This is a genomic window from Alteromonas sp. KUL106, from assembly GCF_009811415.1.
Classification (GTDB): Bacteria; Pseudomonadota; Gammaproteobacteria; order Enterobacterales; family Alteromonadaceae; genus Alteromonas.
Window position 1 is genome coordinate 20,148 of the sequence record NZ_BLIG01000001.1, and the last position, 17,350, is coordinate 37,497.

General features: G+C 46.6%; 17 protein-coding genes. All 17 read right to left on the reverse strand.

What is annotated here, in order from left to right; genetic code table 11:
• Nucleotides 1-244 precede the first annotated feature (244 nt).
• A complete protein-coding gene (gene bamB / locus GVO63_RS00080; protein ID WP_159577650.1) occupies nucleotides 245-1,504 on the reverse strand; it encodes an outer membrane protein assembly factor BamB in 1,260 nt (419 codons plus the stop codon).
• Nucleotides 1,505-1,549: 45 nt separating this feature from the next.
• Nucleotides 1,550-2,170: a tetratricopeptide repeat protein gene (locus GVO63_RS00085; RefSeq protein ID WP_159577651.1), complete on the reverse strand. Its 621-nt coding sequence runs from the start codon at nucleotides 2,168-2,170 to the stop codon at nucleotides 1,550-1,552.
• 12 nt (nucleotides 2,171-2,182) lie between these two features.
• Complete coding sequence (gene hisS / locus GVO63_RS00090; protein WP_159577652.1) at nucleotides 2,183-3,466, reverse strand: histidine--tRNA ligase; 1,284 nt, start codon at nucleotides 3,464-3,466, stop codon at nucleotides 2,183-2,185.
• Between the two features lie 82 nt (nucleotides 3,467-3,548).
• Nucleotides 3,549-4,667: a flavodoxin-dependent (E)-4-hydroxy-3-methylbut-2-enyl-diphosphate synthase gene (gene ispG, locus GVO63_RS00095; RefSeq protein WP_159494451.1), complete on the reverse strand. Its 1,119-nt coding sequence runs from the start codon at nucleotides 4,665-4,667 to the stop codon at nucleotides 3,549-3,551.
• An 8-nt stretch (nucleotides 4,668-4,675) separates the two neighbouring features.
• Nucleotides 4,676-5,689 (reverse strand): RodZ domain-containing protein, encoded by a 1,014-nt coding sequence (locus tag GVO63_RS00100; RefSeq protein ID WP_159577653.1) that lies wholly within the window; start codon nucleotides 5,687-5,689, stop codon nucleotides 4,676-4,678.
• A gap of 6 nt (nucleotides 5,690-5,695) precedes the next feature.
• Nucleotides 5,696-6,892 carry a type IV pilus biogenesis/stability protein PilW gene (pilW, locus tag GVO63_RS00105; RefSeq protein WP_159577654.1) on the reverse strand — a complete coding sequence of 399 codons (1,197 nt, stop codon included), beginning with the start codon at nucleotides 6,890-6,892 and terminating at the stop codon, nucleotides 5,696-5,698.
• Nucleotides 6,893-6,916: 24 nt separating this feature from the next.
• On the reverse strand, nucleotides 6,917-8,035 hold the full coding sequence (locus GVO63_RS00110) for a bifunctional tRNA (adenosine(37)-C2)-methyltransferase TrmG/ribosomal RNA large subunit methyltransferase RlmN (protein ID WP_159494454.1): 1,119 nt from the start codon (nucleotides 8,033-8,035) through the stop codon (nucleotides 6,917-6,919).
• Between the two features lie 280 nt (nucleotides 8,036-8,315).
• Nucleotides 8,316-8,747, reverse strand: coding sequence for a nucleoside-diphosphate kinase (gene ndk / locus GVO63_RS00115; RefSeq protein ID WP_012519000.1), 432 nt, complete (start codon nucleotides 8,745-8,747; stop codon nucleotides 8,316-8,318).
• 234 nt (nucleotides 8,748-8,981) lie between these two features.
• Nucleotides 8,982-9,392, reverse strand: coding sequence for a SufE family protein (locus tag GVO63_RS00120; RefSeq protein WP_159494456.1), 411 nt, complete (start codon nucleotides 9,390-9,392; stop codon nucleotides 8,982-8,984).
• Between the two features lie 44 nt (nucleotides 9,393-9,436).
• The gene (sufT, locus tag GVO63_RS00125; RefSeq protein WP_159494457.1) at nucleotides 9,437-9,970 is read right to left on the reverse strand and encodes a putative Fe-S cluster assembly protein SufT; all 534 of its coding nucleotides are present in this window, start codon (nucleotides 9,968-9,970) and stop codon (nucleotides 9,437-9,439) included.
• A gap of 50 nt (nucleotides 9,971-10,020) precedes the next feature.
• Nucleotides 10,021-10,377, reverse strand: a complete 357-nt coding sequence (locus GVO63_RS00130) for an iron-sulfur cluster assembly accessory protein (RefSeq protein ID WP_014979828.1) — start codon at nucleotides 10,375-10,377, stop codon at nucleotides 10,021-10,023.
• Between the two features lie 9 nt (nucleotides 10,378-10,386).
• The gene (locus tag GVO63_RS00135; RefSeq protein WP_159577655.1) at nucleotides 10,387-11,604 is read right to left on the reverse strand and encodes an aminotransferase class V-fold PLP-dependent enzyme; all 1,218 of its coding nucleotides are present in this window, start codon (nucleotides 11,602-11,604) and stop codon (nucleotides 10,387-10,389) included.
• A complete protein-coding gene (sufD, locus tag GVO63_RS00140) occupies nucleotides 11,601-12,857 on the reverse strand; it encodes a Fe-S cluster assembly protein SufD (RefSeq protein WP_159577656.1) in 1,257 nt (418 codons plus the stop codon). The genes GVO63_RS00135 and sufD overlap by 4 nt, the downstream gene beginning before the upstream one ends.
• Complete coding sequence (gene sufC / locus GVO63_RS00145; protein WP_159494460.1) at nucleotides 12,854-13,615, reverse strand: Fe-S cluster assembly ATPase SufC; 762 nt, start codon at nucleotides 13,613-13,615, stop codon at nucleotides 12,854-12,856. Before sufC ends, sufD begins: the two co-directional genes overlap by 4 nt.
• 3 nt (nucleotides 13,616-13,618) lie before the next feature.
• A complete protein-coding gene (sufB, locus tag GVO63_RS00150) occupies nucleotides 13,619-15,055 on the reverse strand; it encodes a Fe-S cluster assembly protein SufB (protein ID WP_159494461.1) in 1,437 nt (478 codons plus the stop codon).
• A gap of 336 nt (nucleotides 15,056-15,391) precedes the next feature.
• Complete coding sequence (locus GVO63_RS00155) at nucleotides 15,392-16,558, reverse strand: IscS subfamily cysteine desulfurase (protein WP_159577657.1); 1,167 nt, start codon at nucleotides 16,556-16,558, stop codon at nucleotides 15,392-15,394.
• 18 nt (nucleotides 16,559-16,576) lie between these two features.
• Nucleotides 16,577-17,062, reverse strand: a complete 486-nt coding sequence (gene iscR / locus GVO63_RS00160; RefSeq protein WP_159494463.1) for a Fe-S cluster assembly transcriptional regulator IscR — start codon at nucleotides 17,060-17,062, stop codon at nucleotides 16,577-16,579.
• Nucleotides 17,063-17,350 lie beyond the last annotated feature (288 nt).

Here is a 17,350-nt window from a genome sequence, read left to right on the forward strand (position 1 = left end):
AGCCATGCACACCAAATATCACAAATTCATTTCAAGAGAACAATGCTCTAACAAGTGGTGTTTTAAAAGAGGCTTACGAGAGTTGGCGCATTATACCTTGTTCACTACCTAATACCAACGTAGTTCGAGGAGGTCTTCTGTCACCACCTATCAATTAAAACAACACTACCAACCCACATAAAAAAAGGCGTGTCGAATGTTACTCGAAACGCCTTTGTCTAATTTATTTTTTGGTTTGATACGACTAATTCGGTATCCGCACCGATGCAACAACACCATTTCGCGTTACTGCGACAACATTGTTATCCACGTTAAGGGGAGCGGCAAAGATAGCATCATCTTCATCATCGCCACCCACGTCTAAACGCGCGACGATTTCACCGGTTTCCTGATCAATCCAATGCAAGAAGCCCCAATTGTCACCCACAACAATATGCTCACCCACTGGGGTCGCTGCCGTTAATGACCGCTGTTTAAGCAAGCCTTGAGACCAGAGTTCTACGCCGTTTCGTCTATCGAGGGCATAAACGTTCGAGTTATTGTCTACAACAAAGATTTTGTTTCCGTCGATATTCAAATTGCGAAATGATGCATATTCGCGCTTCCAAATAACACGGCCAGAGCGCAACTCAACAGCGGCCAACGTCCCGTTGTAAGAAACGGTATAAATAGTACCGGCATAAAGTACTGGGGTTGTATCAATATCAACAATACGTTCGAGTTCCGTTGCACCAGAAGGCGTCGCAATAACGGTTTCCCAAGCAAGGACACCTGTTTCGATAAGGTTCACCTGAATCTTACCTGTAGGGGTTCCAACAATTGCACCGCCGTTGGAAGCAATAGGTCCAGAGATACCACGAAGCGTTAGCGGAGGAGTATCACCCTCGTGACGCCACATCTGCTCACCAGTACGCGTATTGAAACCAAACAAACTGCCTGCACCCGTGTTAACCACAAGGATGCCCTCATCAGCAGCCGGAGCAGCAAGAATTTCCCCGGGTACAGATGCCTCCCAGACAAGCTCGCCAGTTTCAGCGTCCATAGCCGCTATATAGCCATTTTCAGTTCCAATGAATACATGTCGGTCTGCAACCGAAATGCCGCCAATGCGCGCAGTTTCACCACTACGCCATAGCTTAGTAACTGCACTCATCATGCCTTCAGAACGAAATTGCGCGAAATCTTTTTCCCACAATACTTTTCCTGTTTTCGGCTCCATCGCAACGACCACACCGTGACGGTCTGCCGCATAAAGTTTGTCATATGCATACACAGGGCGAAGACGAGAGAAGTAGTGGTCAACGCCATCACCAATATCACGGTCCCATACTAATTCAGGCGTAAATTTGGCCTCAATCGGCTTTAAACGACGAATTTCGAGTTCTTCGTCATCAGTAAACCAGTCTGAAATCGTTGAGCAGCCAGACATAGTGACAGACACTGCGAGCGCCATACCTATCGTGCGAGCAAATCGACCTTTACGGCCACACGTGTTGTGAAACAAATTGCGTACCTCTTTATTATTGACACCAGCCCACTGGGCCATCGCTTACTGTGCAGCAGAAACTGACAAGTTATCTAGCTTCATTTGTAAAAGCGGATTATTGGCATTTTTTTCTAACGCATTTGAATAAGCTAAACGAGCATCGTCAAACTTGCCTTGTTTTTGATACACATCGCCTTTTAATTCAGAAACTTCTGCTGAAAATGCGTCATTTGTTACATTGCTAAGCGTAGACAACGCCGCGTCCAGCTGGTTCATTTCAATTTGCACGCGAGACAAACGAAGTGACGCAAGCACTTTAAGTTCATCACTCTCAGCGAAGGTAACAACGCTATTGAGGTGTGAGGCTGCAGCGTCTAAATCACCCGCGTCGACGGCCTGCTTAGCTGCAAGAAGACCTGCAATGCTCGCATACCCACTGTCTTTGTTTTCTTCAATGAAGGCATTAACCTTCGCATCGCTGCCTTCAGTACCAAACGTTTCAACCGCATTTTGATAGGCCGCAGATGCCGCTTCTTTATTTTCAATTTGCGCTTCAGAGTACGCTCTCCAGCCCCAAAGGCCGCCTAAACCTAGCGCTGCACCTACGATGATAGCCGTACCGTGCTCTTTCCAAAAACGTTTAATCGCTTCTACTTGTTGTTCTTCTGTTGCGAACTGTTCCATGATGTCCTCTTTTTATTTTGCGCTCAGCATCTCTGCAACCTTATCGGATAAGGCATCAAAGCTAACTGTAACTTGTTCTTGACCATCGCGCAGTGGTTTTACCCCGACTTTGCGAGACTGCATTTCGTCATTACCCAAAAGCAGCGCCAGACGTGCACCTGTTTTATCTGCACGTTTTAATTGTTTCTTAAAGTTGCCGCCGCCACAGTGCATCAGAATGCGTGTGTCAGGAAGCGTATTTCGAAGGTGTTCCGCTACCTCAATAGCGTATTGCTGTGCTTCATCGCCCATCGCGGTTACGTAAACGTCAGCAAAGCTGGCATCTTGACCTTCTTCTGTAAGCGTGGTGAGCAACAGTACCAAACGTTCAATGCCCATAGCAAAGCCAACCGCAGGGGTAGCCTTACCACCTAACTGCTCTACTAAGCCATCGTACCGGCCACCAGCACAAACCGTACCTTGGGCGCCCAAGCTATCCGTTACCCACTCAAACACAGTACGGTTGTAGTAATCAAGACCGCGAACCAAGCGAGGGTTTATTTCAAACGCGATACCCGCTTGCGTTAACCGGGCACATAACGTTTCAAAGTGTAGTTTTGATTCATCGTCTAAGTGATCGATAAGCGCAGGCGCATCGGCAATGGCGGCCTGAACGTCTGGGTTTTTAGAGTCAAGAACGCGGAGCGGATTTGTCTCAAGTCGACGCAGTGAATCTTCATCGAGTTGGTCAGCGCGTTCTTTTAGGAATTCAACCAGCGTATCGCGGTATGCTGCGCGAGCATCGTTTGAGCCCAAAGTATTTATCTGCAGTTTCACATGTTGCTGGATACCAAATGTCTTCCAAAAACGAGCGCTTAAAAGAATCACTTCTAAGTCGATATCAGGGCCATCCATACCGTAGGTTTCTACACCAAACTGGTGGAATTGACGGTAACGGCCTTTTTGTGGACGTTCGTGACGGAACATTGGCCCCATGTACCACAAGCGTTGCTGCTGGTTGTACAATAAACCGTGCTCGTTACCTGCACGCACACAACTTGCCGTACCTTCTGGGCGCAGCGTCAGACTGTCCCCGTTTCTATCTTCGAAGGTATACATCTCTTTTTCAACGATATCGGTTACTTCACCGATAGAGCGCTTAAATAAGTCGGTGCTTTCAACGATGGGAGTACGTATTTCTTGGTAACCGTAACTCGCCACGACCTGACGTAGTACAGATTCTACCTTTTGCCATGTACCGGAAATCTCCGGTAGGCAATCATTCATGCCTCTAATTGCCTGAATAGTCTTAGCCACGTGAAATTCTCATACTGCTAAATAGTGAAAAGCCCCGCATTATAGGGGCTTTAGGAATAAACAACAATGAACAAAAAGTCTCTTAGTCTTTTACCGAGACCTGTATTTTATTTTGTTCGCTTATGCGTGATGCTTTCGCGCGTATTTTCGCTTCAAGCCTGTCAACCAGATCGTCATTAGGAAGACGCTCTTTTACCCGTTTACCGTCTTCGTACAGGCCACTCATATTTCGAGCGCCAGTAAGGCCTAAATCAGAGACTTCAGCTTCGCCAGGACCATTAACCACACAACCAATAATAGACACATCCATTGGCGTAAGAATATCTTCTAATCGTTGCTCAAGGGCATTCACGGTGCCGATAACATCAAACTCCTGTCTTGAACAGCTTGGGCAAGCAATAAAGTTGATGCCGCGAGAGCGAATACGCAGTGACTTCAGAATATCAAAGCCAACTTTGATTTCTTCTACCGGGTCAGCCGCAAGTGACACGCGAATGGTATCGCCTATCCCCTCGGCCAACAACATGCCAAGACCAACGGCGCTTTTAACTGCGCCTGCACGCTGGCCACCCGCTTCGGTGATCCCCAAATGCAAAGGCTGGTCTATCTTTTGCGCCAGAAGGCGATACGCACCAACCGCAAGAAACACATCTGACGCTTTCACACTCACCTTAAATTGATCAAAATTGAGTTTGTCGAGAATGTCGACATGACGCATGGCAGATTCAACAAGGGCTTCTGGCGTCGGTTCTCCATACTTTTCTTGTAAATCTTTTTCTAGCGAGCCGCCGTTCACCCCAATTCGTATGGGAATGTTCTTATCTTTCGCACAATCAACAACCGAGCGCACGCGCTCCATGTTACCGATATTGCCAGGGTTTATACGCAAACAATCTACGCCGTACTCGGCGACTTTGAGCGCAATACGGTAGTCAAAGTGAATATCTGCCACTAACGGCACACTCACCTGTCTTTTTATCTCTTTGAACGCTTCAGCGGCTTCCATGGTAGGTACAGATACACGAACAATCTCGCCACCCACAGCAACAATACGGTTTATTTGATCGACAGTCGCCGCCACATCAGTGGTGCGCGTGTTGGTCATAGACTGAACAGCAATGGGAGCACCATCGCCAATGGGAACGTTACCTACATTTATACGCGTAGACTTTCTGCGTTTAATAGGGCTTTCTGCAAACATCTAATTACCTATAGAGGAAGTGCGAACCGAGCTGTTTTACCGTTTTGGTATGAAGAAATATCAACAGACTCGCCATTAACTGATATGCGCACATTATCCGGTGCGCCGAGCGTAACTTCAACAGGAGGAACGCCCTGAATTTCCATAACCCGCCCTTTCTGCTTAACCCCGTAAGCTATCGCTTCGCCAGACGCATCTTTTATATTCACCCAACAATCATCGATGAATGTAAACACCATAGAAATAGGCGCAGCGCTCGCGAAAGAGTCCACGTCAAGATTGGGTTCTTCACCGCCCGTGCTATCAACGAGTGCGGTTAAATTGTTAGTATCATCGATTGCAGTGTCGGGCGCTGAGATAGCGCCTTGTTTTAAACTGCCGTCTTGGGCAAATTCATCGTCTTGCGAATAAACGTTCTGTTCGGTGGATGAATCATTATCGTTGGATACTGATTGTGCTGGCTCACTCGAGAACTCACTGTTAGCCGCCTGAGTTCGATTAGATGAACCATTACCAGAAGGAATAGGTGTATTGGCAGCCTCTCGCTTAACAGCTTCGGCTAGAGGAACGTTTGAGACAGACTCATCACTTGGCTGTTGGTACCACCACATTACCACGCCCGCAACGATTAACAGCAAAATGACATAGGTAACCATCATCCATCTGTCATCATGTGTCTGTTTTGCGACACGCTTTGAAAAACTCTGAAGTTTTTCAGAAGACGGCACCGATGTTTGGTTGTGGAACCGTTCGAATGCCTCAATGACTTCGTAAGAATTCATGCCTAACTGTTTAGCGTAATTTCTAACGTAGCCTTTAGTGAAGGTCACAGATGACTTTTCGTCTATTACATCATTCTCTAAATCGTTGATTTGTTTCGATTTTAAGAAAAGTTTATCAGCAATTTCCTGTTGAGATAAACCCAACGTCTCGCGGCGCGCTTTTAGCATTGCCCCAGGGCTTGGCGTATTTTCTTCTTGTTGCGAAATTACTTCTTGGTTCGCGTTTTCTTCTGACACCATTAAACCTCATTCCTCCTGCATATTAGGTGGTACTAACCAAAGCCTCTGACCAGCAATAATAGCGCCAGTATTCTCTAGATTGTTCCACTTTTGCAGTGTCGCCATTCTGATATTGTGCAGTAAAGAAATACGATATAAGTTTTCTCCTTCTTTTACTACATGGAATTTATTACTTTGGGCAGATAATTCAATCTTTTGCTTTGTATCATTCCCTTGTGCATCAGTGATTGTTTCGTTTGCCTCAGCATCGCGAGGCGCCGAATTTTGTTGCGTTGAATCGTTATCACTCTTCGCCAACTCGGTCTTTGCAGTTTGGGCTGCATTTTTTTCTTCCGCTACCGTATCGTCAGCTTCAGCGCTCACGACCTGGCCTTCTGTTGGCGCTGCCTCTACCGATTTCACCGTTCTCACGACTTTGTTCTGGTGGGTTTCTCGTTCCTTGAGATAGCGTTGTGTTAACTCGCTTTCAGGATAGACAGACACCATCATGTCGCCGTACTCCCTAGCAGCAAGCACGTCACCTTTGCCCTTTGCAACTTCATGTGCAAGCCACAAGTAGTCTGGCGACACTCTTGCAACCCGCTCATATTTACGCAATGAAGATTCAGCGAGGTCCCACTGCTCACTAGCCGTGTAAAGCTCACTTAGCAAAAACAGCGTTTTGCCACGTGCCGGCTGATGATTTAGCGCCTCTTGAAGATAACCAATGGCGTCGTCTAACTCACCTTGACTTTGTGCGCACAACGCTAAATTTTCATAGGTTTGAGCCGCATTCGCGTAGAGGCGATTGTTGATGGCTTTAAAGAAATATTGCCTAGCTTCATCGTATTGACCGTTTTGGCATTTAAACGCGCCATAGCTATTGGCAATATCGCCATTATCAGGGGCGAGATCAATGGAAGTTTGATAAAACTCTTCAGCACGACGGTTATCACCCACTAACTGGTAATAATAAGCCATAGCGAATTGTACGTCTGCAGAGCGGGGGTTGAACTCTAACGCTTTGTCCAAGTTCTTTTTGGCTTGCGTGTAGTTATTGTTTTGAAGGTAGGTAAGCCCCAACGATGTGCGTGTTCTTGCTGCGTCCTCGTGATCGAAATTACCACCGTATAAGCCGGACTGGCTGTTACTGACACAGCCAGTCGCTAATAGAACCGCACTTATTAGACCAACGCGAAATGAAGTACGCAATCCTGCAACCATAGTCTTACCCTAATATCTTGATGATTATTGGGCCATTTTTACCGAAATTGCTTCGCCCTTCACCTGTTTTTTTAACATTCTTTTTGTTCTGTCTACGACATCACCCACTAATTGCCCACATGCGGCGTCAATATCATCGCCCCGTGTTTTACGCACAACAGTGGTAAACCCATATTCCATAAGCACTTTAGCAAACCTGTCTATGCGCGAGTTGCTAGAACAAGTGTAAGGCGAACCCGGATAAGGATTGAATGGAATTAAGTTTATTTTACTTGGCGTATCTTTTAATACTTTCGCTAATTGGTGTGCTTGCTCAGTACTATCGTTGATATTTGAAAGCATCACATACTCTACCGTAACGCGGCCTTGGTTCGCTTTAGACTTGGCCAAATAGCGACGTACACCAGCCAAAAACGTTTCGATATTGTATTTCTTGTTGATAGGCACAATCTCATTGCGCAACTCATCAGTTGGTGCATGAAGCGAAATAGCCAACGCCACGTCAATTTGATCGCCCAGCATATCAAGTGCTGGTACTACACCCGACGTACTTAGCGTTACGCGACGCTTAGATAGACCGAAGCCAAAATCATCTAGCATGATGTCCATCGCAGGCACTACGTTTTTAAGGTTTAGGAGGGGTTCGCCCATACCCATCATAACAACGTTGGTAATGGGGCGCTTACTTGTATCTTTAGAAAGCCCAAGAAAAGTAGCAACGCGCCAAACCTGGCCAATGATTTCACTCACACTCAAATTGCGGTTAAAGCCCTGCTGTGCCGTAGAGCAGAAGGTACACTCAAGAGCACAACCTACTTGCGACGATACACATAATGTTGCGCGATCGGTTTCAGGGATCCAGACAGACTCAACCTCTTGGCCACCTTCTAAAGCAAGCGCAAACTTAATCGTGCCGTCGCTAGCTTCCTGAAAGTATGCAATTTCAGGGGCTTTGATTTCACAGTTCTCGATAAGCATGGCACGAAGGTTCTTGTTGAGGTTACTCATTTCCTCAAAATCGCTTACACCGTGCTGGTAAATCCATTTCATTACCTGATCGGCACGAAACGGTTTCTCGCCCATTTCCTTAAAGAAATTGCGCAAGCCTTCGCGATTGAGATTTAATAAGTTAGTTTTTGCCATGAATACGATGACCCTTGTACCTTCGAGGGATGCCCCTCTTACTGCTGAAAATAATGTATACAATCAGGCGATTCGAGCACCGTTTGAGCGCAGAATAGCAACTGATTAAAATTTGCGCGGATTTTACCACAGATGAGATTCGAGAAAAAGCCGATTTAACGCTGAGTACGGTTACGTTTCGCTGTGCTGAAAGCGTGCCGAGCAAAGCATACTCAGACACTAAGAAACGTTAAAAAAAAACGAGGCATAAAGCCCCGTTTTCTTTACAAACTTCGTATTCTTAGCGAGTACGTGGGCAGATTTCTTCTTCAGAGAAGAAGTACGCGATTTCGCGAGCTGCTGACTCAGGTGCATCAGAACCGTGAACTGCGTTTTCGTCGATAGACGCTGCGTAGTCAGAGCGAAGTGTACCGGCAGCCGCATCAGCTGGGTTAGTTGCACCCATAATCTCACGGTTAGCTAGCACTGCATTTTCGCCTTCTAGAACTTGAACCATAACCGGACCAGACGTCATGAAGTCTACAAGTGCGCCGAAGAATGGACGCTCTTTGTGTTCTGCATAGAAACCTTCCGCTTGCTCTTTGCTCATGTGGATCATCTTTGATGCCACGATGCGAAGACCTGCAGATTCGAAACGGTTGTAAATTGCACCGATTACGTTTTTAGCTACCGCATCAGGCTTGATAATCGAAAAAGTACGCTCAAGAGCCATGTTCTCTCTCCAAACAAATAGTGTATGTATCTTTAAAATTTTGGCCGCGAATTATAGGCAATTAATAACGGCTTGACCAGCGCCTTTTTAAATCAGGCGTAACGCATTGTTTTTACTTGTAATCCTGCGCTAGATTAACGCAAATAATATGACAATGTGATGACAGTGTAGACGTTATTTTACAAAGGCAGATACGTTGAACCACCCTATCTGCTTCGCTTTTTGCAAAGTTGCTTAAACGTTTGCTCTAGCGAGCTCTTGAATCTTACCGACAATTGCGCGCAACCCGTTTCCTCGGGTCGGAGTAATGTGACGCTCAAGATCTAACGCTTCAAAATAGCCGTCAATATCGAACGCTAGAATATCATTAGGTGATTTATTGTTGTACGCAGCTAACACTAACGCCAATAAGCCTTGGACAATAACCGCATCGCTATCAACGTCAAAGTTGATTTTGCTGCCATCATATGACTCCACCAGCCATACGCTGCTTTGACAACCTTTCACCAAACGCTCTGGCGTTTTCGCGTCTTCCGGCAAGCCCGGAATAGATTTCCCCAAATCAATGATGTACTGATAACGCTGTTCCCAATCGTCGAAGAACGCTAAATCATCAATAATTTCGTCACTGCTAGGTAGTTGCATAGCTATTTCCGTTAGTTATAAAAAGAAAAGTCGGAGCGGATAAATTAAAAAAACAAACCGGCTTCAAGCTGAGCCTCTTCGCTCATCATCTCTCTCGACCAGGCAGGGTCGAAAACAAGCTCAACGTTAACCTTTTCAACATGGGGCACCATGGCAACGCGGTATTCTACGTCGCCAACCAATACTGGGCCCATACCACAACCTGGTGCGGTTAAGGTCATATCGATGTTAACGCTGCCCGTGTCTTGGTCTATATCCACCTTGTAGATAAGCCCCAATGACACCAAGTTAATCGGTATTTCAGGGTCGAAAATGGTTTCCAACGCGTCCCACACTTGTTGTTCGCTGATCTTGCCATCCTTCGGTGCATCAAAGCTTAAAGTCATAGCTTTGCGACCTATCGCGCCTGCATCCGTACCATCTATACGGTACATATTACCGCGCCATGTTACCGTGTAGTTTCCACCGAGTTCTTGCGTGATGTTCACGAACTCGCCTTCAGGTATCACGGTTGGGTTACCAGCTGGAACCAAGCGCGCTTTGCAGTCGCGCTCGGTGGTCACCATTTTTTGCTTCATAAACTACTGAGTACTCTCTGTTTTGCCACTAATGGTCTTTATCGCGGCACTTAGCCTACGTTAAAGCTTTCACCACATCCGCATTCATCGACCACATTAGGGTTATTGTATTTAATTACACCGTTAACGCCCTCAGTAACGTAATCAATTTCAGTATTACGCAGTAGGTCGGTGGCGTCTGCAGCAACTGCGACATTAAGTACTGGTGAAATCTCTACAATTTCATCGTCGGCTTGTGCGCTATCTGCGAAATCAAGCACGTAAGCATACCCCGTACAGCCGCTTACTTTTGTTGATAAACGAATTAACTGACCAGGCTTGTCTTTAAGCTTACTTTCGAAATGCTTAACGGCACTGTCAGTTAGCGAAATGAGTTTTGTACTGGGTACGAAAGTTTCAACACTCATAATGCCTCCTTAGGCCAACATCATTTTTGCTTTCTTAAGCGCAGCAAATAAGCTGTCCACTTCTTCAAGCGTATTGTAAATTGAGAACGATGCACGGGCAGTACCTGGCACACCAAGACGTTTCATCAGTGGCTGCGCACAGTTATCACCCGTTCGGATCGCCACACCTTGTCTGTCCAAAATAAAACCAATGTCAGCGGGGTGCGCTCCATCAAGAGAAAAACTCAATACACCCACTTTATTGGGCGCCGTTCCAATAATTCGCATACCATCGAGTGCTTCTGCCTGCTCCGTAGCGTAGGCAAGTAGCTTTTGCTCGTGCTCATGCAACGCATTGACATCAAGAGCACTAAACCAATCTATTGCCGCCCCCATGCCGATAGCTCCGGCAATATTAGGTGTACCGGCTTCAAGACGATTTGGCAGCGCGCCCCACGTCGCTTCGTGATACGTGACGTCTTTGATCATTTCGCCGCCAACCTGCCATACTGGCCAGGTTTCCAACACGTCTTTTTTGCCCCACAAACACCCAATGCCTGTTGGACCAAAAAGCTTATGCCCTGAAAATGCGTAAAAGTCACAGCCGATATCTTGTACGTCGACGCCACCATGAGCAATGCCTTGTGCGCCATCAACTAGCACCCATGCACCCACCGCTTTCGCTTTTTCCGTAAGCAGTTTAATTGGGTTAACCGTGCCTAGCGCATTCGATACGTGAGGGAACGCCACTAGCTTGGTGTTTTCAGATAGCAACCTGTCGAAGGCGTCTACGTCCAACTCACCGCTATCGAAAATAGGCACCACATTGAGCGTGGCCCCGGAGCGACGGCAGGCTTGCTGCCAGGTCACCAAGTTAGCGTGGTGCTCAAGCTCAGTCACCATGACCTCATCACCTTCACGTAACAACTGACCAAGGCCGTTGGCTACAATATTAATGGCTTCAGTGGTACCTGATGTCCAAATCACTTCTTCGCGGGCGTTCGCGTTAATGAACTTCGCTACGCTGCTACGTGCATTTTCGTAACGTCGTGTAGCTTCATCTGATAAATGATGCGCGCCACGATGCACGTTCGCATTCGTCCCTGTATAAAAGTCGACAAGCGCGTCAATAACTGCCTGAGGTTTTTGCGTCGTCGCCGCGTTATCAAGGTATACCAGCGGCTTGCCGTCTACCGTTTTAGATAAAATGGGAAACTGGGCACGAAGTGCTGCAACGTCTAAGCTCATTTCACCTCCATTTGGGCGAAACGCTCACTTAAAATTGGCGCCAGCCACTCACGTACCGCCGTGTTGGGCACATCATTTATAAGCTCTTGAATGAAACCAAAATTAAGCATTACTAATGCTTTACTACGGGAGATACCCCGTGTAAGCATGTAGTACAACGATTCTTCTTCAATTTCAGCCACCGTTGCGCCATGCGCGCATTTCACGTCGTCGGCATAAATCTCAAGCTCAGGCTTCGTATTAATTACGCCACGGCGAGACAGCAACAAGTTACGGTTGTTAAGCTCAGCCAATGTCTTTTGTGCGTCGCGATGAATATGAATACGTCCATTAAACACAGCACGCGCTTTGTCACCCACGATACCGCGAGCGTTTTCTTCTGTTGTGCCATTTGGCATAGCGTGTTCAATGGTTGAATGAAGGTCAAATAACTCGCCTTCCGCCAGAAGATAAATCGCGTTCATTTTCGCATCAGCAAATTCGCCGGCGTGATGAATGTCTACATCTAAGCGCGAAAGCTCGCTTCCATAGCCAACCATAGTGCTGTTAAGCGTAGTGCGGTTATGCAGTTTAAAGTGGCTACCACCTAACTGTTTTGCTTTACCCGTAAACATCGCAAAACGATAGTGTTCCAGATGGGCATCATCAGCTAAGTCATATTCAGCAAATGCGGTAGTTAGGCTTTCGGTATCACCAAACCCTTGTTCGATAACCGTCGCGCTGGCGCCTTCTGCCACCTTCACCACCACACGAGTGTGGGCATCAACGTTTTGTGAAGACATGTTCACGATGCGCACTGGCGTGTCGACTTTCGCGCCAGCTTCTACATTGATGAATATACCGTGTTGACATAATGCATCGTTCACTAGGCCAAACATATGACGTGTAGGCTTAACCTGTCCGTATACGCTGCTAATGGCTTGCTGGGTAGCCGCGTCATCATTGTTAAGCGATGTGATACTCATACCCGCTGGCACATCGAGCGTATTAACCTGCGTGACCAATACACCGTCTACAAATACAAGGTCGATAGCATTTAGGTTATCAATGGCAGGTACCGGTAGGCTGTCTGCTTGAACCGCTTGCTTCGCTTCACGTTTTTCAACGGGCGTTAACGGCGTAAAACGCCAGCTTTCGTTTCTACGGGCTGGCCAACCATCGGCTTTTAACTTTTCTAAGGCCTGCTGACGCACGGGCGCTAAGTAATCGGAGATTTGCGCCGCATCAATGACCTGTTCTAGCCATTGACTCATGCTTCCGCCTCCTCGTACGCTTTACCTAGGAATGCGTATCCGCTCTTCTCTACTTCTAGCGCTAATGACGCATCACCGCTTTTCACAATTTTGCCGTCGGCAAGAATATGAACAAAGTCAGGTTTGATATAGTCTAGTAGACGCTGGTAGTGGGTAACCACGATGAAACTACGCTCACCGTCGCGCTGGCTGTTAACGCCATCGGCAACAACCTGAAGTGCGTCAACGTCAAGGCCAGAGTCTGATTCGTCAAGAATACACAGCTTTGGCTCTAGCAAAATCATTTGCATGATTTCGTTACGCTTCTTCTCACCACCAGAGAAACCTTCGTTTACACCGCGCTTCAAGAAATCCAATGGAAGCTGTACTTGCTTACACGCTTCTTTTGCTTTCTTTAAAAACTCAGCGGCAGTCAAAGGCTCTTCGCCGCGCTGCTCGCGCATAGCGTTCACAGACTCTTTCATGAATTCCATATTGCTAACGCCAGGAATTTCAACTGGGTATTGGAATGCAAGGAAAAGGCCTTCGCGAGCACGTTCTTCTACTTCGAGTTCTAGCAAATCTTTGCCGTTAAACGTTGCTTCGCCTTCGCTAACTTCGTAACCGTCACGACCAGATAGCACGTAACCTAGTGTACTTTTACCGGCACCGTTGGGGCCCATGATAGCGTGTACTTCACCAGGTTTAACGTCAAGGTTAAGACCTTTAATGATGTTTTTCTCTTCCACGCTGGCATGTAAATTCTTGATACTAAGCATTGATTACCCCACTGAACCTTCAAGACTAATTTCGAGCAGCTTGCCGGCTTCTACAGCAAATTCCATTGGCAGCTCTTTGAATACTTCTTTACAGAAACCGTTAACAATCATAGAAACGGCCTTTTCTGTGTCTAAGCCACGCTGCTGACACAGGAATAATTGTTCGTCGCTCACCTTCGATGTTGTTGCTTCGTGCTCAACAATCGCTGAAGGGTTACGGCTTTCGATATACGGGAACGTGTGCGCGCCACATTTGTCACCGATAAGTAGCGAGTCACACTCGGTAAAGTTACGTGCACCGTCTGCGCGAGGGCCCATTTGAACCAGTCCGCGATAGGCGTTATTACTGTGCCCTGCCGAAATACCTTTTGAGATGATGGTCGACTTGGTATTTTTACCCACGTGAATCATCTTAGTACCCGTATCCGCCTGCTGACGACCGCGCGTAAGCGCGACTGAGTAAAACTCACCTACACTATTGTCGCCTTTCAGTACGCAGCTTGGGTATTTCCACGTTACCGCAGACCCCGTTTCAACTTGTGTCCACGAGATTTTCGCGTTTGTGTGAGCAACGCCACGTTTGGTAACGAAGTTATAGATACCGCCCTTACCGTTTTCATCACCTGGGTACCAGTTTTGTACCGTAGAGTATTTAATTTGCGCATCGTCCATCGCCACTAGCTCAACCACTGCCGCGTGCAGCTGGTTTTCGTCACGCTGTGGGGCGGTACAACCTTCAAGGTAGCTCACATAGCTGCCTTCATCAGCAACAATCAAGGTACGCTCGAACTGACCGGTGTTCATTTCATTGATACGGAAATAAGTAGACAGCTCCATTGGGCAGCGCGTGCCTTTAGGAATATAAACGAAAGAACCATCCGTAAATACCGCACTGTTGAGCGCTGCGAAATAATTGTCTGTACGTGGAACCACAGAACCAATGTATTTCTTAACTAGGTCAGGAAATCTTTGCAGTGCTTCCGAAATAGGACAGAAAATCACACCCGCTTCTTCAAGCTTATCTCTAAATGTCGTCACAACAGAAACCGAGTCGAATACTGCGTCAACTGCAACACCAGCCAACATTTCTTGCTCGTGTAGCGGTATCCCCAGCTTTTCATAGGTACGCAACAGCTCAGGATCAACTTCATCTAGTGATTTAGGCTTATCTTTCATACTTTTTGGTGCTGAATAGTATGAAATAGCCTGGTAATCGATTTTCGGATAATCGACATGCGCCCAATCTGGCTCTTCCATCTCTAGCCATGCATGATAAGACTTCAAGCGCCATTCAAGCATCCATTCAGGCTCGTTTTTCATTGCTGATATGCGGCGGATAACCGACTCGTCCAGGCCGCTTTCAAACGTTTCTGATTCGATTTCTGAATAGAAACCCGCATCGTACTTTCTTTCTAACGCCTGTTCGATCTGTTCACTCATGTTGGGATCTCACTTGTTTGCCTGCATTTACTGCCACTTTACTTCCTGACGAATAAACCACCCCACGGTCTTGGTGATTTACTAATTCACTTTCTTCGACCTAAACACTAAGACGCGCAAAAACGCTACGCCGAGTGGCCGAAACTGCCAGTTACATTGAGGACAGCCTAAAATTTTGGTGCCGTAGTATATAATACCCGACTATTTCACTCAAATATTCAGCCGCTAATTTATAGCGCCAAATACCATATTGACGGTCCATGAGACTCAATTTGGGCCCCATGGTCATTAATTTTACTTCATCGTTTTCGCTCAAGGCTCACATTTGATGGTGAATTAGGCGGTTATGGCGGCGCGTAATCTGGTGGTTACGTCTACTACCTTTTTTACTACGTAATCGATGTCTTCTTGGGTCGTAAAACGGCCAACGCTAAAACGAATACCTGCGTGCGCTAACTCATTGCTTCGACCAATGGCCTTTAACACGTAAGAAGGTTCTAAACTTGCCGACGTACACGCCGACCCTGACGATACTGCAATGTCGTTCAAGCCCATCATTAAGCTTTCACCATCCACACCCGCGAAACTGACGTTTAAAATTCCCGGTATACGCTGTGTGGCGTGACCATTTAAATAAATGCCATCGAGTTGCTGCAAACCCTGCCAAAGAGAATTTTTCAGCTCGAGTATGCGAGCATTGTCTTCATTCATTTTCGACGCAGCGAGAGAAAGTGCTTCACCCATTCCTACAATTTGGTGGGTGGCCAACGTGCCAGAGCGCATACCCCGTTCATGCCCGCCACCATGGATTTGTGAAACTAACTTAATTTTAGGACGGCGGCGAACGTATAGCGCCCCCATACCTTTAGGGCCGTACATCTTATGGGCCGAAATAGACAGTAAATCTATTGGAAGTTCTGCTAAATCTATGGCGATTTTGCCCACGCTTTGTGCACCATCCACATGGAACAGTACACCACGCTCACGGCAAATCTCACCGATGGACTCAACATCTTGAATAACACCGAGTTCGTTGTTCACGTGCATCACTGAGACAAGAATCGTATCTTCACGTAGGGCATTTTTTAAGTCGGATAAATTAACCAATCCATCTTGCTGCACGTTAAGATAGGTGACTTCATACCCCTGACTCTCTAGATACTCACAGGTATCCAGTACTGCCTTGTGCTCCGTATTAACGGTTATAATATGCTTACCTTTGTCGGCATATCCCTCTGCAACACCTTTAATCGCAAGATTGTTTGACTCGGTTGCACCGGAGGTAAAAACGATTTCTCTTGGATCGCAGTTGAGCGCGTCGCTAATTTGGTTTCTTGCAACATCTACCGCTTCTTCAGCCATCCAGCCGAACCGATAACTGCGTGAAGCAGGATTGCCGAAGTTTCCATCAAGAGTAAGGCACTTTGCCATTACCTCAGCAACCTCTGGATCTACCGGCGTAGTCGCTGCGTAATCTAGATAAATGGGTGTTGATAAAGCCATGCGTTAGTCAAAACCTACTTAAAGTTGGATACTTACTTCAATGTCGTTAGTCATATGACGAAGCGATGCGTTACTGTCTTGACGACCAGCCACCTCTTGTACATCTCTCTTTGCCATTAACTCACCCAACGTGATTGAATTCAAAAACGTGGCGATACGATCGCTCAAGTCTTGCCATAAACTATGGGTTAGGCAGCGATCGCCTCCTTGACAGTCAGCTTGACCTTGGCAGCGTGTGGCGTCTATCGACTCATCAACGGCGCGAATGACTTCACCTATTGCTATCTTGCTCGCCTCTCGGCCCAGTAAATAACCACCGCCGGGACCACGAACACTGTCTACTAATTTCTCTTTGCGAAGGCGTGAAAAAAGCTGTTCGAGATAAGATAAAGAAATTTCTTGTCGTTCTGAAATGTCGGCAAGAGGCACTGGACCACGCTTTGAGTGCAAAGCGACATCAAGCATTGCGGTAACCGCATAGCGCCCTTTAGAAGTGAGTTTCATTGAATTCTCCCGCCGTTTTATAATGACGGAAATTCTCACATACCCGACTAAAATGGTCAAGTATAAAACCTAGTAAAACAGTCAAGTATTATTTGTAATTTCCAATCCAAAGCTGGAACGGTTTCTAACGATGCTGGAACCTTTGGACTTTCAGCATGCGGCTTCTTTAGGGGGCAAATTTGAGCATCGCGCGCCGTTTTCAGTAGGGATGTCGCTTTGGAAGATTTTTATCATTTAATCCATATCTGAAAATATGGCGTTAACAACCTGATTTTCTTATTTCCTGAA

What these genes read in the sequence shown, in the direction of transcription:
- GVO63_RS00085 (WP_159577651.1), bottom strand. Translation starts at nt 2,170, where the DNA reads ATGGAACAGTTCGCAACAGAAGAACAACAAGTAGAAGCGATTAAACGT.
- GVO63_RS00110 (WP_159494454.1), bottom strand. Translation starts at nt 8,035, where the DNA reads ATGGCAAAAACTAACTTATTAAATCTCAATCGCGAAGGCTTGCGCAAT.
- sufT (WP_159494457.1), bottom strand. Translation starts at nt 9,970, where the DNA reads ATGAAGCAAAAAATGGTGACCACCGAGCGCGACTGCAAAGCGCGCTTG.
- GVO63_RS00100 (WP_159577653.1), bottom strand. Translation starts at nt 5,689, where the DNA reads ATGGTGTCAGAAGAAAACGCGAACCAAGAAGTAATTTCGCAACAAGAA.
- GVO63_RS00120 (WP_159494456.1), bottom strand. Translation starts at nt 9,392, where the DNA reads ATGCAACTACCTAGCAGTGACGAAATTATTGATGATTTAGCGTTCTTC.
- GVO63_RS00130 (WP_014979828.1), bottom strand. Translation starts at nt 10,377, where the DNA reads ATGAGTGTTGAAACTTTCGTACCCAGTACAAAACTCATTTCGCTAACT.
- ndk (WP_012519000.1), bottom strand. Translation starts at nt 8,747, where the DNA reads ATGGCTCTTGAGCGTACTTTTTCGATTATCAAGCCTGATGCGGTAGCT.
- sufB (WP_159494461.1), bottom strand. Translation starts at nt 15,055, where the DNA reads ATGAGTGAACAGATCGAACAGGCGTTAGAAAGAAAGTACGATGCGGGT.
- pilW (WP_159577654.1), bottom strand. Translation starts at nt 6,892, where the DNA reads ATGGTTGCAGGATTGCGTACTTCATTTCGCGTTGGTCTAATAAGTGCG.
- iscR (WP_159494463.1), bottom strand. Translation starts at nt 17,062, where the DNA reads ATGAAACTCACTTCTAAAGGGCGCTATGCGGTTACCGCAATGCTTGAT.
- sufC (WP_159494460.1), bottom strand. Translation starts at nt 13,615, where the DNA reads ATGCTTAGTATCAAGAATTTACATGCCAGCGTGGAAGAGAAAAACATC.
- sufD (WP_159577656.1), bottom strand. Translation starts at nt 12,857, where the DNA reads ATGAGTCAATGGCTAGAACAGGTCATTGATGCGGCGCAAATCTCCGAT.
- ispG (WP_159494451.1), bottom strand. Translation starts at nt 4,667, where the DNA reads ATGTTTGCAGAAAGCCCTATTAAACGCAGAAAGTCTACGCGTATAAAT.
- GVO63_RS00135 (WP_159577655.1), bottom strand. Translation starts at nt 11,604, where the DNA reads ATGAGCTTAGACGTTGCAGCACTTCGTGCCCAGTTTCCCATTTTATCT.
- GVO63_RS00155 (WP_159577657.1), bottom strand. Translation starts at nt 16,558, where the DNA reads ATGGCTTTATCAACACCCATTTATCTAGATTACGCAGCGACTACGCCG.